Genomic DNA, 16,974 nt, shown 5'->3' on the forward strand with positions numbered 1-16,974 from the left:
AGAAGGTGACACCATGTATAAAGAACCATTTCAACCGAATTATGAATATGCGCTTGAATGTGATAAACATGATGAACTGAAAGATTTTCAAACTGAATTCTATAAAAAAGAAGGAACGATATATTTAGATGGAAACTCATTAGGGCTACTTTCAAAAAGAGCAGAGAAATCATTACTTACGTTGCTCGATTCATGGAAGGAGTATGGAATTGACGGCTGGACTGAAGGAGAGCATCCGTGGTTTTTCCTTTCGGAGAAATTAGGTGAATTGACTGCGCCTCTTATTGGAGCTTTACCGGAAGAAACAATTGTAACCGGTTCCACAACGACGAATATTCACCAAGTAATTGCGACGTTTTATGAGCCGAAAGGAATACGTACAAAAATCCTTGCTGATGAATTAACATTTCCGTCAGATATATATGCACTTCAAAGTCAAATTCGTTTAAAGGGCCTAGATCCAGATGAGCATTTAGTACGAGTGAAGAGCCGAGACGGTAGAACACTTTCTGAAGATGATATTATTCAAGCAATGACAGATGACATCGCGTTAATTTTATTACCTTCTGTACTATATAGAAGTGGACAAATTCTTGATATGAAACGTTTAACAATGGAAGCTCATGAGCGTGGTATTCATATTGGATTTGATTTATGTCATTCAATCGGTTCTATTCCGCATCATTTCAAAGAGTGGGATGTTGATTTCGCGATTTGGTGTAATTATAAATACTTAAATGCGGGACCTGGTGGTGTTGCAGGGCTTTATGTAAATAAAAAGCACTTTAATAGACTTCCGGGATTATCAGGTTGGTTTAGTTCTAGAAAAGATAAGCAGTTTGATATGGAACATACATTAACAGCTGCTGATCATGCAGGTGCTTATCAAATAGGTACACCACACGTATTAAGTACTGCACCTTTAATTGGTTCTCTTGAAATGTTTAAAGATGCTGGTATAGAACGTTTACGCGAAAAATCATTACATATTACAAGATACATGCTTAATTTGATTGATCATGAATTAAAAGATTTCGGATTTACAATTGGAAATCCATTTGAGGATGAAAAACGAGGCGGGCACATTTATTTAGAGCATGCAGAAGCAGCACGCATTTGTAAAGCGTTAAAAGCAAATGGAGTTATCCCTGATTTCCGTGCACCTAATGGAGTAAGACTTGCACCGGTCGCTTTATATAACACATACGAAGAAGTATGGAAATCTGTACAAATATTAAAGAAAATAATGAAAAATGAAGAGTATAAGCAGTTTGAAAATAAGCGAGAGGTTGTGGCCTAAGTATGAAAACATCAGAGTGGATTGATATTTCACAACCGTTAAATAATGATATTGCTACTTGGCCAGGGGATACACCGTTCTCGTATGAAGTTTCATGGTCAAAAGAAGAGAGTGGTTCAGTAAATGTCGGAAAGTTAACGATGAGTATTCATACAGGCACTCATATTGATGCACCGTTTCATTTTGATAATGGAGGAAAGAAAGTAATAGACTTAGATGTTCAAGTTTATGTCGGACCAGCGCGCATCATAGATGTTTCGAATCTTGAAAGCATCGGGAAAAAGGAATTGGAAAACTTTCATTTAGAAGGCGTAGAACGATTGTTGTTACGCACATCTTCACATGGTAAAGCGAATGAATTCCCAAATGCAATCCCGCATTTACGCGCTGATATAGCACCGTTTCTTTCAGAGAAAGGTATCCGTTTAATCGGGGTAGATGTACCATCAGTTGATCCATTAGATGATAAAGAATTAGCAGCGCATCACCAATTGTTTAAACATGGCATACATATTTTAGAAAATGTCGTACTAGATCATGTAGCAGACGGCGATTATGAATTGATCGCATTACCACTTGCCTTAACAGATGCAGATGGAAGTCCAGTTCGAGCAGTTATCAGACCAATATAAGTAGAAATATATAAAAGGGGCGTTTGGCTAATATGAAAGAAAATGAAAAGGTAATTATGGAAAAAGGGATTTATACGGACTTTAAAGAGAATATGACGTACGGGGAATATTTACAATTAGATAGTTTACTATCTTCTCAAAAGAGATTATCAGACCATCATGATGAAATGTTGTTCATCGTTATTCACCAAGCAAGTGAACTTTGGATGAAGCTTATTTTACATGAGTTAAACGCAGCAATCGAATCTATTAAACAAGATAAATTACAACCTGCTTTTAAAATGTTAGCACGTGTATCAAAAATTCAGTCTCAAATTATTCAATCTTGGGATATTCTTGCGACATTAACACCATCAGAGTACATTGAGTTTCGTGACTCGCTCGGTCAAGCTTCAGGTTTTCAATCGTATCAATATCGTATGATTGAGTATGCGCTTGGTTATAAAACGCCACATGCATTGAAAATTTATGAAAAAGATCCAGAATTACACGCTCGACTTCATACGGCGCTACATGCACCAAGTTTGTATGATGTCGCAATTCAAGCACTTGTAAAAGAAGGATTCCCTATTCATAAAGATGTGTTGAATCGCGATATTACGCAGCCTTATGAAGAAGATGCCACGGTAGAAGCGGCATGGCTTGAAGTGTATGCCGATGTGAAAAAGTATTGGAACTTATACCAACTTGCTGAAAAATTAATCGATATTGAAGATTGGCTACAACAATGGCGTTTCCGTCATATGAAAACGGTAGAACGAATTATCGGACATAAAATGGGAACAGGTGGCTCTTCAGGTGTATCTTATTTAAAACGAGTACTTGATCAACGATTCTTCCCAGAGCTTTGGAATGTTCGCACGAAATTATAAAAAGAAACCTGTCAGTAATGAACTGTAAACTGGTACCTGTAGTTAGGACGCTTGAAAACGAGTGTTTTTACTACGGGTATTTTTTATATACTTGAATTTCAAGATATGGAGATTAGGGGACATCATGAGTAAAATAATATTTTCAACTAAAGAGATAAAAAACTTCAAAACAATTCAAATTAGAAAATAAATAGACAAGAATGGAGTAGAGTATTATTAAAGTAAAAATAAAAAAGTTAAGTCTTATTGTTTTAAGGTCGTAAAAAGTGCTTCAAAACATTGAGGAACCAATAAAGGGGATTTTTTAAAAGTAGACAGAGCAGGTTCTTTAAGAATGATAGTTACCAGATTAACTGGCAGGTTTGTTTTTTATTTGAACACAAGTATGTTTTAATGAAAGCTACAAGATATAATAAATTAGGTAATGATTTAATTGGAGGTAAAGTTTTGGATTTCAAGCAACTAGAAAATAAATTTGAACAGAAAAAAGTAAATACATTTCTTGTTTATCAAAAAGGTGAGTTAACAACTAAGTATTATAAAACATTAGAGTGTGAAAATAATCTATTTAAAATAAATTCGATTACAAAAAGCATTGTATCTATATTAATTGGTATTGCAATCGATAAAGGCTATATAAATGATATACATACACCGATTACAGAATGGATTGACAATGCATCTGAGGAAAAGCGGGATTTGACTCTGTATCATTTATTAACGATGACTACAGGTGAGGATTGGAAAGAGTTCGGAAATGGAGTAGTGTTCCCCAATGATTTTGTAGAATCAGAGAACTGGGTGCAGTACATATTAGAAAAACGAATAATTGAGGAACCTGCTACAAAAATGAATTATAACTCAGGGTCTTCTCACTTGCTGAGCTATATTATTCAAGAAGCTACTGGAATGCCGACAGAACAGTTTGCGAAAAAATATTTATTTGATCTATTAGAAATTACCGAATATGAGTGGCAACAAGATCCCCAAGGCATACATGTTGGCGGTTTCGGTATGAAAATGAAATCTAAAGATTTATTAAAGCTCGGAATATTATGCTTACAGCATGGATATTGGCAGGGGAATGAAATTGTATCATCGAAATGGTTAGAAGAATCAAGTACAGCTCTATTTGAAACGTATGAACATGTAGGGGCGTATGGATATCATTGGTGGGTTTTGAATAACGAAAGATTTCACATACCGTATTGTATGTACTTTGCTATGGGATATGGTGGGCAATACATCGTTGTCATTCCAAAGTTAGAGCTTGTTGCTGTTATAAGTAGTCATATGCCAAAACGTGGACTTGTTCCATTGAAATTGTTTATTGAGCATGTACAGGAGAATTATAAGTTTAAATAAGAAGAATGTAGGAATGGAGTTTAGAAATGAAAGAACCCGCACTGTTTAAAATATAAAAAGTGCGGGTTCTTTCATTTTATCTACTCGTCTTCTGAAACGTCATCTTTAAAAATTTATCTGTTTTCGTTTCAAATTCAACATCAACAAAAACGCCATATTCTTTTCCGTTCTCACGTAGCCACAATTTAAATTTTTCAATTGTTATTTGAACGGTTTTCGGTTTTCTACCTATATGAAGGTAATCAATAATCTCCGCTTTTGGGTATTGTTCTTTCGTCTTTTCTACAGCAAGTTTCCCCCATTTGGCATACGGTGGCTGTGCATGAACAATTGATGAGCCGGTATATAAATTTGAACCTGTTGTGATAAATAAAATGACGAGTGCGACACGCTTTAACAATTTTTTCATGATGAACTCCTTTTATATTTTTTTATATTGTTTACATATTTTTTCAACGATATGAGTTTGGATTTTTTTGTCTTCTTTACATAAAAGCGAGGCTTTTACAAAACATAACCAAGAAATCATTTACATAATTAAGGAGGGAAAATTATGCGCCAAAAAGCTATTTTTAAAATAGCAGTTTTACTTGCGTTCATAGGACTATCTTTGATGGTCAGTAGTATACAACTGAAAAATGTAGAAGCCTTTTCTAACCAGGTCATTCAAAGAGGAGCATCTGGCGAAGATGTTATTGAACTGCAATCTCGTTTGAAATATAACGGATTTTATACAGGAAAAGTGGATGGTGTTTTTGGATGGGGTACATACTGGGCACTTCGAAATTTTCAAGAAAAATTCGGATTACCTGTTGATGGTTTAGCTGGAGCTAAAACGAAGCAAATGCTCGTAAAGGCAACGAAGTATGATAAGTCAACTGCTAATAAAGGAACGACTACGAATAAAGGAAATAGTGGTGGTACTGCACAAGAGAATAAACCATCTCAAAATAAAGGGACAAATGTTCCAAATGGTTATTCTCAAAATGACATTCAGCTTATGGCAAACGCAGTATATGGAGAATCTCGTGGCGAACCGTACTTAGGGCAAGTTGCAGTAGCTGCAGTTATTTTAAATCGTGTTACAAGTGCATCTTTCCCAAATACTGTTTCGGGTGTAATCTTTGAGCCAAGAGCATTTACAGCGGTAGCAGACGGACAAATCTATTTAACGCCAAATGAAACAGCGAAAAAAGCTGTATTAGATGCAATTAATGGATGGGATCCAACAGGAAATGCATTGTATTATTTCAATCCAGATACTGCAACAAGTAAATGGATTTGGACTCGTCCACAAATTAAAAAGATTGGGAAACATATTTTCTGTAAATAGAGCGGAGGTGGAACTATGTTAAGAGGTATTATCATTGTATTATTAACAGTCGGTGTAGTCGGAACAGGATACTGGGGCTATAAAGAACATCAAGAGAAGAATGCAGTATTAATTCGAGCCGAAAATAGTTATCAACGTGCGTTTCATGATTTAGCATATGAGGTTGATTTATTGCACGACAAAATTGGAACAACGCTGGCGATGAATTCACGCGCATCTTTATCGCCTGCATTAGCAGACGTATGGAGATTAACATCCGAAGCTCGTTCGGATGTAGGACAACTTCCTTTAACATTAATGCCTTTTAATAAAACGGAAGAATTTTTAGCGAATATCGGTGATTTTAGTTACCGTGCAGCCATTCGTGATTTAGAAAAAGAGCCGTTAAATGATCAAGAATACAAAACGTTACAAACTTTATATTCAAATGCAGGAAATATACAAGATGAGTTACGAAAGGTACAACATCTTGTTTTGAAAAATAATTTACGCTGGATGGATGTTGAGATGGCGCTCGCATCAAATCGCGATCCTGCAGATAATACAATTATTGATGGATTAAAGACAGTAGAAAAAAATGTAACATCGTATTCCTCTACAAACTTCGGACCGACCTTTACAAGTGCACAAAAAAATAAAAAAGGTGGATTTGAAGCAGAAGGAAAAGCAATTTCTAAAGAAGAAGCAGCAAAAATCGCAAAATCATTTTTAAATTTCAAAGGAAATGAAAAAGTAGATGTTGAGAAAAGCGGAAAAGGTGCCAAAGAATCTTTCTATAGTGTGAAAATAAAAGATCCAGCAACGAATAATGAATTTTATATGGATATTACCGGAAAAGGCGGATATCCAATTTGGGTTATGAATAATCGAGAAATTAAAGAACAGAAAATTAGTTTGAACGATGCAGGAAGTAAAGGTTTGACATTCTTAAAGGACCATAAGTTTAAGAATATGGAGCTTTTTGATAGTTCACAATATGATAATGTTGGTGTATTTACGTATGTAGTAAATGAAAATGGTGTACGAATTTATCCAGAAGCAATCCAAATGAAAATTGCTTTAGATGACGGTTCTATAGTTGGATTCTCCGCAAAAGAATATTTAGCATCACATCAAAAACGAACAGTTCCATCAGCTAAACTAACTGCAGCTGAAGCAAGAAAGAAAATCAATCCAGATGTTAAAGTTATGGAAGAACGTAAAGCTCTTGTAGTAAATGATTTGCATAATGAAGTGCTTTGCTATGAATTTATTGGTACTTTAGGGAAAGATACGTATCAAATCTTCATTAATGCGAATAATGGAGCAGAGGAAAAAGTGAAGAAAATGCAAGCTGTTGAAAAAATTTATGATTAAATTTTAATAGTAAAGTGGTGAGAATAATGAAGAGCCTAATATATATGTTGATGCTTTGCTTGTTTATAACTGGCTGCAGTATAGGAAAAAAGGACAATCCAAACGAAAAAACAGAGCAAAAAAATGTTTCGACGAAAAATGTTAATTACACGAACAAACCAAATAAGCCAAATGAAAAAGCAGCGGACCATTTAGCATCTTTAGCTGCAAGTGTGCCAGGTGTGAATGATGCAACTGCCGTAGTAGTCGGCAAATATGCTATTGTAGGTATTGATGTAAAAGCGAAGCTTGATCGAACTCGCGTTGAGTCCATTAAATACTCAGTTGCAGAAAGTTTAAAAAATGATCCTGATGGTGCTAATGCAGTCGTTGTAGCAGATGTTGATACGTATGAAAGACTAAAACAAATTGGAAAGCAAATTAAAAAAGGAAAAACAGGCGAAGGTATACTTGATGAGTTAGCAGCAATTGTTGGCCGAGTAATGCCACAAGTTCCAAATGACATGATTGAAAATCGAGAAACGAATCCAATTAAAGATAATGATAAACAATTACCAAAAGATGAAGAACAAGAACTAAGAAAAGAACAGGATGACCAATCAAATAATCATTTGAATAAATAAAGTAATCCCCGTACTAAATTGTACGGGGATTTTTCAATATAATATTAAATATTCAGTTTATTTATAAGAGAATATGTGGTTTAATTATTATGGGAGGGACAACTGTTATGATGAAAAAAAGCGCATTAATTTTATGTAGTTTATGCTTAGGTTTCAGTATGACAGCGTGTGAACAGAAGAAAGAAGTGAAAAAACAAACAGCGACTTCTTCAACTGTGATGGAAAGTGAGAAGAAAGAAACTATTAATATAAATCATTTCTTGAATATAAATGAAGGAATGACTTATACAGAAGTGAAAGATTTAATTGGTTTTGATGGTAATTTACTTATAGAAGAAGGTGTAGAAGATTCTACACAAATTAAACAAATTTTCGCTTGGAAGGGAAGCGATCCAACTACATTAGTTGAAATTACCTTTCTAGATGGAAAAGTACATTCTAAAGCGCAGCAAGGTTTAAGTTAATAAGTAAAATGGGAGAGTTTAGCATGGACATACATACAGGGGAAATACAATTAGTTCCGTATAAAGAAAAATATAAAGAAGTTATACAGACATTTACTTTACCAAGTGAACAAGTTCAATTCACATCAGATCCAAGCGAATTATTGGAGAAAGCAAAGAGTGATCGTACAAAAAATGTGATTGTTATTTTAGATTACAACGGGACACCTGTTGGTCTTTTTGCATTGCAAACGGGAGATAGAGTACAGGAGTTCACAGACAATCCAGATGCATTACTTTTAACATCATTTTCTATAAATTACGATAGGCAAAGAAAAGGATATGCGAAAAAATCATTGGTACTATTACAAGACTTTGTACAACGTTATTTTCCGATGAAAAATGAAGTTGTACTTGCTGTAAATGAAAAAAATATTCCTGCACAAAATTTATACAAAAAAGTTGGCTTCCAAGATAAAGGTTTTAGAAGAATGGGACCAATTGGTCAACAAATAATAATGCATTTACCTATCATAAAATAATGAGAAAAAAAACTTACTCCTCGCGTAATAAAGTAGTAAGTTTTTTTATTTAGAACGATATTTGAATAAGGAGAAATGATATGACCATTTATATTGCGCTTCTAAGAGGAATTAATGTAGGCGGGCATAAGATAATCAAAATGGCTGATTTAAAACAAATGTTTGAATCAATAGAGTTAAAACAAGTAAAAACATATATTCAAAGCGGTAATATCGTGTTCGAATCTGAAAAAGATATTGATTTTTTAAATAAACAAATACAATCAGAAATTAAAAATGTTTTTGGGTTTGATGTTCCGGTCATGTTAAGAACACGTGATGAATTTATAAATTTGATAAAAAGGTGTCCTTATGAAGTCGATTCATTGCTTGAAGGAGAAAGTATACATGTTGCCTTTTTAGCAAATGAACTTTCTGAAAAAGAAAAGGATCAGCTACTTATGCAAAAAATGAGACTGAAGATTGCTATATTCATGAAAAAGTTGTGTATTTATTTTTTAAAAATAGCATTCGGAATTCTAAATTAATGAATCAGTTGCAGAACTTACATACACCAGTTACAGTAAGGAATTGGCGGACTGTGAATAAGTTAAAAGCTATAGTTGAGGGAATATAAATAAAAAGGTGAGATTTTCTGAACATAGAAAATCTCACCTTTTTATTTATATTGTTTTGCAACTATTAGTTCAACAATAGGATAAATAAAGAAAGAAGAACAAAGGGCGATAAAAAGAGGAAGATTCTTTATTTCATCAAGTAATAAAAATGCAAATCCTTCTGATAATACTAAAATAAAAAACATAAGACATATAAGTACAAAATAAGCAACTTTAAAACTTTTATATTGGATTTGTTGTCCCATTTCATCTTGGCTTTCTTCCGATACTCCATTTGGATCTCCCCAAGTAATTTGATTAATTAAATTTCCAAATATTAACGAAAAAGCGAATATTGTTCCGCCTAAAATTGAACCTTCCGTTATATATTTATATGCGCCATGTAAGAGGATTCCGATTAATGATATGACGATAATTATGAAAATGATTTTTTTATGATTCAATTTAGAAATGACACCTCCATAGTTGTAAAAAACTCTTTACATCCATAGTATAAAATTTGAAAACTCTTATGTCAAATACTTTTTACATGATAAAGAAATAATATGATACTTTGTTTTTGTCTTTTATAAAAAATTACATTACATTTGAATGTAAAAGAATAGGCTCGCATATATTTGGAAGGGATGTCAGATTAATTTAGGGGGTAGTTATGTCTATTCTTTTAAAAGCTGGTGCTGATGCAGGAAATAACGGTTTGAAGTTAATGGTGAAAGGGCAAGAGCCTATTTTTATTCCGAGTATATATTCTTTATATATAGGAGAGCCTACTGGATTGTTAGATGAGGGAGATGTTTCCTTATCTGAATTAGAAAATCACATTGACGTGACCATTAGTTCACCATCGCTAATGTTAAATAACGTGCGGTATATCGTTGGAGAAAAAGTCATTCAAGATCAATTAAAAGGTACTGAAGTTGAGAAGAAATCGAATAAGTCAACTGATGAGTTAATGGTTATTACAATTCTATCTGGTTTAGCGGTAAGTGCTATGCGTCAAAGTCCAACGTCTAGTCATATTAATATTCGTTACGATTTATCTGTTGCTCTTCCCATGCAACTTATTACACAAGAAATAGCTGCGGAAAATGCGAAACGTTATATGGGCAATCATAAGGTTGTATTCCATTATCCTAACGGACGTGATGTGACAATTAATATTTCTATCGAATATTGTAAATGCCTACCTGAGGGTGCTTCTGGGACGTGGGGCATTGTATATGATGAAGAAGGAAATGTTGTAAAACATAAAATAGAATGTGAACAAAATCAAGTTTCAGAAATTGATTTTGTTGATAAAACATTATTATCTTTTGATATTGGCGCAGGGACGACAGAAGAAGTAGTTTCACTAGGTGTTAACTTTAGACCACAACTAAGTAAGGGCCTATCATATGGTGTGAAAGAAACGTTACTACAAATTATTACGAGATGGAACCGGAAGTATCCAACAAAGACGATTGATAGCATTACAGAGTTTAACCAAATTTATTTAAATGAAAAGCACCCAAGAAATGCGTTATTAGTTGAGGAGTCACAACCGGCATTGTTAGGGTTAGCAGCGCGTGTCGCAACGGATATCATAAATAAAATTGATGATATGAAGGACGATCCATACGTATTTATTTATGGCGGAGGCGCAGTAATTATTAAAAATAGTTTAAAAATGATTTTAAAACAAAAGGGACGACTAACAAATGTAATCTTTGTAGATAATCCTTTATTTACAAATGCACGTGGATTATTAGTCTACACTTGTTCGCCAAAATATAGAGAGCATAAGCAAAAAGAGTTAGGATTTACAAACTTAACGATAAGTTAGTTGGTGGAAGTATGCGATCTAGGCGATATAAACGTGGTGATCGAGTAAAAATCAATATTCATAAGTCAGTATCACCTGAAATGCTTGCATGGTTAAATAAACAATCAAACCCAACGAATTTCTTTTTCTTTGCAGCGCAGCAACTCTTTAAACAAGTAGGAGATATTGATGTATCAAAAGCAATTCCTAGTAGCCATGTTTTCTCATTATACGTGGAACCATCATCTTTATTAAAAGTCGAAGTAAATCCCTTTAAAAACGTACCATTAGAAGCAAATAAATCCACCGATAATATAAAAAAAAAATCATGGGAAGCTGTTGATCAATTAGATTGTCCGTTTTTTTAAACATAGAAAAATATTAAGTATTGCCCATCACTATACATATGGATACAGTGATGGGTTTTTTATATAACAAATAGAAGGGGCACACGACAATCTGTACTCCTTCTATTCGTAATTTATCTATATTTTAGCTGTATGTTCAGTAACAGCATGAATTATGTTCTCCCAATCATCAGGATGAATTTCATGTCCTGCGCCTTCAAGGGTTAATAGAACAGAGTTAGGAATTTCATCAATTAGTGCGAGACCATGTTCGAAAGGAAGTGCAGTATCGTCCGTTCCGTGAATGACTAATGTAGGTGCCTGTATGGAGTGAAGCACGCCTTCATATGCATCATCGCCTTGAAGTAAAGCGTGATTAAACATGCTTAATAAATTGTTAGCTCGTTCTATTTCTTGTTTTACTTGTTTATAGACTCTTTTTTCATCAAATGTTCGTTTTGATCCACATAATAGGCGAGATCCGGAAACTAAATATTCAGCTACAACTTTATCATTTGTCCAATCTAAATGCGTGCCATTTGCGTGATGTGTTAAAATTCTTTCATCCATCGGAGGTAAATCGCGCGTGTTATCGTCAGATCCTATTATACTTGTAGCTAATAATGTTAACGATAAAATTCTTTCAGGATGTTTTACAGCAGCAATTTGAGCGATCATACCACCTAAAGACATACCAAATAGATGTGCTTGATTAATATGATAAGCATCAAGTACCCCAATCGCATCTTCTGCCATATGTGTAACTGTATAATTGGAAGTTCCAGGCTCGTATGCAACAGAGCGTCCCACATCACGGTTATCAAAACGAATAACAAATTTCCCTGTGTTAGCCAACTGTTCACAAAACTCTTCATCCCAATAAACCATTGAACACGTAGCACCCATAATTAATAAAACAGCTGGGTTTTTAGGGTTCCCAAAGCTTTCTGTACATATATCGATCCCGTTTATTTTAAACATCTTTTCAGCCATCGCGTTCTCCCCATTTCTTTTGAATTAAATTTAAAATATAGTTTTGAAAGATTCTAAGATGTTTGTAAGTTTCGTTTTGGAACTTGCAAACATCTTACGCAATTTACCCCCAAAAATAAGTTTATGCTAATTCAAAGGAAAAAAATTTGAGAAATATTTGTATGTTATTAAAATAAACGCAAGGGGGAGAGGAAATGAAAGCAATTGTTATAGATCAATATGGTAGTATTGAAGAATTAAAAGAAAGATAAGCTTTAAAACAAATTGTTAAAAGTAGCGTAAAGTTGTACTGTTTAATGAAGCAGGGGTAAGAGAAGCTCATATTTTGAGTGAAGGCCAACATGTTAGAGGTAAGATTGTAATAAAAGTGGAATGAAAATGATTAAGTATCTTCGAAATTTTCATTATACCCATACCCCAAAACAAAACTATTTTGGGGTATTTACTTTTTAGCTTAAAGATATTGTGCATATGCTTTTATAGCTTATAGTTTCGTACTGTATCATGTAATTTCTCTAAACCAATCAACATATCTTTTTCATTTAACATAGAATAGCTAAGCCTTAATTGATTATTATTTGTATCGTTATTTAATAGACAAGCTGTTCCTGGTAAAAAAGAGACATCTACTTCATTTGCTTTTTGTAATAAGGTAAAGGGATCAGTCGAATCAGGAAGCGTAATCCACAAATTAAATCCACCATTTGGTATTTCAAAGTGTATTTCTTTAAGTGTTGATAACATATTAATCGTTATATCACGTCTAATTTGTAAAGCCGTACGTAATTTTTCTAAATGGTTTTTCATACGTTCTGCACGCAAAAAAGGTAGAAGTGCTTTTTGTGTTAATAAAGGACTACCGATATCCATTGAACCTTTTACAGCATATAACCATTCGAAAATAGGTCCATCAGCAATAAGAGATGCGATACGTAGCCCTGGTGCTAACGTTTTACTAAATCCTTTTATATATATTACATGGCCATTCGTATCAAAATTTTTGATCGGAGAGGGGATAGTAGCGCCCTCAAAATATATTTCTCCGAAAGAATCATCTTCAATTATAAAAAACTTATATAGCTCTGCTAGTTCTATAAGTTCCATTCTCCGTTCTTTACTCATTACTGTACCTGTTGGGTTTTGGAACGTTGGATTCGTATACAATAAAACGGGATTTTTACTTTGACAAATATCATCGATTAAGTCGGAGCGAACGCCATAATGATCAAGAGAAATAGGTATAATTTGAGCACCTTTATTGATGAAAATATCTAGTGCAGCACTATAACACGGACTTTCCACTAATACAATATCACCAGGTTTTAATAATGTTTGAGCAATTAAATCAATTCCTTGTTGAGCGCCGCTTGTAATTAATAATCGGGATGGATCTGTCACTAATTGCTGGTGTTCATGTAAGTAATTTGCTATTTCAACTCGCAGTTCATAATCTCCTTGAATTGGCCCATAAGTTGCTAGAATCATCTGGTCTTTATGAAGTATTTTATGCATTTCGTCTGCCAAGAATGGATTTGGCAATAAACGGGGATATAAAATCGCTTGAGAAAAATCATAATATTTCCGGTGCTGATTCATTGCGTATTGAGAACGCATAACATTAATTGTTTTCGTTTGTTGCCACTGATACGGAATTGGTTTAAAACCTTTCTTTACATGTTTATGTATATAAGCACCTTTTCCTTGCTGGATGCGTATATATTCTTTCTTTTCTAACTGCTTATATGCTTTACGAACAGTTAATAGGCTAATCTGTAAATCTTCGGCCATAGAGCGTAAAGATGGAAGTGAGTCACCATGTGAAAGCATGCCACTTTGTACTCTTTCAACGATTTGCATATATATTTGCCTGTAATACGGTATGTTGGATTCTTTACGAAGGACAATCTTCATGGTTTCACCTTTTCAGTTTTTATTTAATTAAAGCGAAAAATATAAATAGAATCAACTATGATTTTAGGTAACTGTTATATACATAGTTACACTGTTATACACCATACCTTCTATACTCATGTTAAGAGTAAAAAGGAGGAAGAAAAATGGTCATTTTCAATTATATTTTAGTATGTATTATTTTCGGAACAACATTTTTAACGATAAAGATCGGAATTGAAGCAGGAACGCCCCCGTTATTTTCAGCGGGAATTCGTTTCTTTTTAGCAGGAGTAATCTTGATGATTATATTTAAGTTAAAGCGAAAAGAAATAACGCCACATGTATTTTCAAAACGTATTATATATGCTGGTTTTTGCTTAACGTTTATGACATTCGCAACTTTGTACTGGGCAGAACAATATATTTCTTCAGGGCTAGCTGCTGTGCTATCTGCTACGGGACCGATGATGTTATTGTTATTGCAGGCAAAGAGAAATAAAACAAAATTACAAAAGGAGCAACTGCTAGCTTTAATTATTGCACTAATAGGTGTTGTTTTTGTTTCTTTACCAGGAATGCACCAAGAAATAAGTATCATATGGAGTATCGCTTGTGTTGTTTTAATAATAGGAGAGTTATTTTACGGAATAGGCTCTATTCACTCAAAAGAAATACTTTCGGATTTACAAAATGTATCACCATTTCTCATAAATGGTATTCAAATGTTTTATGGAGGAGTATTACTGCTAATCGTCTCAGCCATAGTAGAACAACCGAATGTATCTGTACTAGCTTCATGGAGTGTACAGTGGCCTATTTTATATCTTATCTTTATCGGATCAATCGGTGGGCACGGATTATATTATTGGCTCTTATCAAAAACAAATCCTGTATTCCCGTCAACGTGGTTATACGTATCACCGTTAATTGCTATTATAGTAGGATATATTATATTAGGAGAACCTTTAAACCCTACAATGGGAATAGGTGCATGTTTCATTTTGGTTGGTGTATTTTTAGCTAATCGATCCACACTCCGGTCTTATTTCAAACAAGGGAAATTATTTGAGAAAGAAATGTAGTAGAATTAAAAACACAGTTGGAAAAATAACCAACTGTGTTTTTTACTTAATTTACTTTCTTTATAAACCCTTTATAATGACGTTTCACAAGCTGGCTTTCTAACGTCTTCATTGTTTCAAGTGCTACACCGACAATGATAAGTAAGCTTGTACCACCAATTTGTGCAGAAGGTGGTAATGTAGCAATCTTTGTGAATACGAGCGGTAAAATTGAAATGGCACCTAAGAAAATTGCACCGATAAATGTTAAACGGTATAAAATTTTCGTTACATATTGTTCTGTTGATTTACCAGGGCGAATACCAGGCACATATCCATTTTGCTTTTTCAAATTCTCAGCCATTTGTTCAGGGTTTACTTGAATAAATGCGTAGAAGTATGTAAAAGCAACGATAAGACCGACATAAAGTGTCATTCCAATTGGATGTGCGAAATCCAGATTAGCAACTAACCATTTTGATACGCTTGAATCAGGGAAAAGCTGCGCAATTGTACGCGGCGTCATTAAAAATGCAGAAGCAAAGATTACTGGAATTACACCAGCACTATTTACTTTAAGAGGTAAATGAGTATTTTTTGCTCCTTGGTATTGATTGTTGCCTGAAACAGCTTTCGCATATTGAATCGGTATTTTACGCACGGCTTGTTGTATGTAAATAACACCGACAACTATCGCTAAAATTACGAGACCAATTAAAACCATCTTTATGATGTGCATGAATAATTGATCGCCTGCATTTTGAAATTGTTGTAAATAAATTTGGTTCGCAACATTTGGAATCGCTGCTACAAGTCCTGCGAAGATAATCATCGAAATACCATTACCTACACCATTAGCGGTAATTTGTTCACCTAACCAAAGTAAAAATGCAGTACCTGCAGTTAAAACTGTCGCAATAAATAAGTATGTAGTCCAGCTTTGATCTGTTATTAATTGTCCACCTGCTATATTATTAAAGCCATAAGACATTCCAATGGCTTGTATGAATGCGAGAATGATTGTAAAGTATCGAGTGAATTGAGCTGATTTTTTACGGCCCATTTCTCCTTGCTTTGCCCATTCCGAAAATTTAGGTATAACGTCCATTTGTAGTAATTGTACTATGATGGAAGCTGTAATATACGGTGTAATACCTACAGCAAAGATTGAGAAGTGTTGCAGTGCTCCTCCGCCAAATACGTTTAGCATACCTAAAACGTTAGCTTGATCTTGTACTTTTAATACCTCTGCGTTAGTATGAGGAACTGGAATAAACGTGCCAATTCGAAAAACGATTAACATCGCTAATGTAAAAAGGATTTTCCTTCTTATCTCAGCTACTCTCATGAAATTTGAAATCGTACGAAACATTATGTCGCCTCCTATATTTTTATCAGTTAAAAAACTGATTATTATATCCCGATGAAGTAACCACAAACCTCCTTCCGCATTAAATTCATTTGACAAATGGATTTACATACATTTTGTAGTTTTCACGGATATAAAAATATAAGATGTTGTATAAGCGACCAATAAGCTTTTCGTAATCATTCAATACACATAATATATCGAATAAATTAACAAATGTACATACATATGCATGAAAAATGGATGAATAGGGGCATTTTTTACATTTATTTAATGATAAATTGAAAGAACATTGCTTTTCATTATTATATTTCTAGTAAGTTGCTAGAACGATGAAAGAGATTCTTTATATAGAGTTGAAATAAAATTTTACATACCTATAACTTCTACAAATTTAGTAATGTAGTATCAATTCAAAAACAACGAC

The 16,974-nt window shown here is 33.8% G+C and carries 17 protein-coding genes and 2 pseudogenes; 14 read left to right on the plus strand and 5 right to left on the minus strand.

The annotated features are described in order from the left end of the window. Positions 1-13: 13 nt before the first annotated feature. The 4 genes from kynU (at position 14) to Q9B79_RS05185 (ending at position 4,169) form a co-directional block, all read left to right on the plus strand. Complete coding sequence (gene kynU, locus Q9B79_RS05170; RefSeq protein ID WP_306182884.1) at positions 14-1,300, plus strand: kynureninase; 1,287 nt, start codon at positions 14-16, stop codon at positions 1,298-1,300. 2 nt (positions 1,301-1,302) lie between these two features. Next, the gene (gene kynB / locus Q9B79_RS05175; protein ID WP_306182885.1) at positions 1,303-1,932 is read left to right on the plus strand and encodes an arylformamidase; all 630 of its coding nucleotides are present in this window, start codon (positions 1,303-1,305) and stop codon (positions 1,930-1,932) included. Between the two features lie 32 nt (positions 1,933-1,964). Beyond that, complete coding sequence (gene kynA / locus Q9B79_RS05180) at positions 1,965-2,804, plus strand: tryptophan 2,3-dioxygenase (RefSeq protein WP_306182886.1); 840 nt, start codon at positions 1,965-1,967, stop codon at positions 2,802-2,804. A gap of 447 nt (positions 2,805-3,251) precedes the next feature. Further along, positions 3,252-4,169, plus strand: coding sequence for a serine hydrolase domain-containing protein (locus Q9B79_RS05185; protein ID WP_306182887.1), 918 nt, complete (start codon positions 3,252-3,254; stop codon positions 4,167-4,169). 76 nt (positions 4,170-4,245) lie between these two features. On the opposite strand, the gene Q9B79_RS05190 is transcribed toward Q9B79_RS05185, so the two are convergent. After that, complete coding sequence (locus tag Q9B79_RS05190; RefSeq protein WP_306182888.1) at positions 4,246-4,578, minus strand: DUF3889 domain-containing protein; 333 nt, start codon at positions 4,576-4,578, stop codon at positions 4,246-4,248. 144 nt (positions 4,579-4,722) lie between these two features. Here Q9B79_RS05190 and sleB point away from each other — a divergent pair, with 144 nt between their 5' ends. The 6 genes and pseudogenes from sleB (at position 4,723) to Q9B79_RS05220 (ending at position 9,082) form a co-directional block, all read left to right on the plus strand. Next, positions 4,723-5,502, plus strand: coding sequence for a spore cortex-lytic enzyme (gene sleB / locus Q9B79_RS05195; protein WP_306182889.1), 780 nt, complete (start codon positions 4,723-4,725; stop codon positions 5,500-5,502). A gap of 15 nt (positions 5,503-5,517) precedes the next feature. After that, entirely contained in the window at positions 5,518-6,858 is a 1,341-nt protein-coding gene (gene ypeB / locus Q9B79_RS05200; RefSeq protein WP_306182890.1) for a germination protein YpeB, read from the plus strand. 26 nt (positions 6,859-6,884) lie between these two features. After that, positions 6,885-7,481, plus strand: coding sequence for a YhcN/YlaJ family sporulation lipoprotein (locus Q9B79_RS05205; protein ID WP_306182891.1), 597 nt, complete (start codon positions 6,885-6,887; stop codon positions 7,479-7,481). Positions 7,482-7,588: 107 nt separating this feature from the next. Next, positions 7,589-7,945, plus strand: a complete 357-nt coding sequence (locus tag Q9B79_RS05210; RefSeq protein WP_306182892.1) for a hypothetical protein — start codon at positions 7,589-7,591, stop codon at positions 7,943-7,945. An 8-nt stretch (positions 7,946-7,953) separates the two neighbouring features. Beyond that, on the plus strand, positions 7,954-8,466 hold the full coding sequence (locus Q9B79_RS05215) for a GNAT family N-acetyltransferase (protein WP_306182893.1): 513 nt from the start codon (positions 7,954-7,956) through the stop codon (positions 8,464-8,466). Positions 8,467-8,546: 80 nt separating this feature from the next. Then, positions 8,547-9,082 (plus strand): annotated as a pseudogene (locus Q9B79_RS05220) (DUF1697 domain-containing protein). Positions 9,083-9,124: 42 nt separating this feature from the next. On the opposite strand, the gene Q9B79_RS05225 reads toward Q9B79_RS05220, so the two are convergent. Continuing rightward, positions 9,125-9,526 carry a hypothetical protein gene (locus Q9B79_RS05225; RefSeq protein WP_306182894.1) on the minus strand — a complete coding sequence of 134 codons (402 nt, stop codon included), beginning with the start codon at positions 9,524-9,526 and terminating at the stop codon, positions 9,125-9,127. Between the two features lie 209 nt (positions 9,527-9,735). Between Q9B79_RS05225 and Q9B79_RS05230 the strand changes: the two genes are divergently transcribed. Beyond that, the gene (locus Q9B79_RS05230) at positions 9,736-10,905 is read left to right on the plus strand and encodes a ParM/StbA family protein (RefSeq protein ID WP_306182895.1); all 1,170 of its coding nucleotides are present in this window, start codon (positions 9,736-9,738) and stop codon (positions 10,903-10,905) included. An 11-nt stretch (positions 10,906-10,916) separates the two neighbouring features. Beyond that, complete coding sequence (locus Q9B79_RS05235; RefSeq protein ID WP_001257753.1) at positions 10,917-11,252, plus strand: hypothetical protein; 336 nt, start codon at positions 10,917-10,919, stop codon at positions 11,250-11,252. Between the two features lie 117 nt (positions 11,253-11,369). Here Q9B79_RS05235 and mleBCA read toward each other — a convergent pair whose 3' ends face one another. After that, positions 11,370-12,224 (minus strand): BCA family alpha/beta fold macrolide esterase, encoded by an 855-nt coding sequence (gene mleBCA, locus Q9B79_RS05240; RefSeq protein ID WP_306182896.1) that lies wholly within the window; start codon positions 12,222-12,224, stop codon positions 11,370-11,372. A gap of 280 nt (positions 12,225-12,504) precedes the next feature. Here mleBCA and Q9B79_RS05245 point away from each other — a divergent pair. After that, a pseudogene (locus tag Q9B79_RS05245) lies at positions 12,505-12,600 on the plus strand (NADP-dependent oxidoreductase); the annotation flags it as partial. Positions 12,601-12,701: 101 nt separating this feature from the next. Here the strand turns inward: Q9B79_RS05245 and pdxR are convergent. Continuing rightward, complete coding sequence (pdxR, locus tag Q9B79_RS05250) at positions 12,702-14,135, minus strand: MocR-like pyridoxine biosynthesis transcription factor PdxR (protein WP_306182897.1); 1,434 nt, start codon at positions 14,133-14,135, stop codon at positions 12,702-12,704. 146 nt (positions 14,136-14,281) lie between these two features. On the opposite strand from pdxR, the gene Q9B79_RS05255 reads away from it, so the two are divergent. After that, positions 14,282-15,199, plus strand: a complete 918-nt coding sequence (locus Q9B79_RS05255) for a DMT family transporter (RefSeq protein ID WP_306182898.1) — start codon at positions 14,282-14,284, stop codon at positions 15,197-15,199. Between the two features lie 46 nt (positions 15,200-15,245). Here Q9B79_RS05255 and secY read toward each other — a convergent pair whose 3' ends face one another. Beyond that, entirely contained in the window at positions 15,246-16,550 is a 1,305-nt protein-coding gene (gene secY / locus Q9B79_RS05260; RefSeq protein ID WP_088096575.1) for a preprotein translocase subunit SecY, read from the minus strand. Positions 16,551-16,974: the final 424 nt, after the last annotated feature.

The sequence above is a fragment of the Bacillus sp. MHSD_36 genome, assembly GCF_030757775.1.
Taxonomy (GTDB): Bacteria; Bacillota; Bacilli; order Bacillales; family Bacillaceae_G; genus Bacillus_A.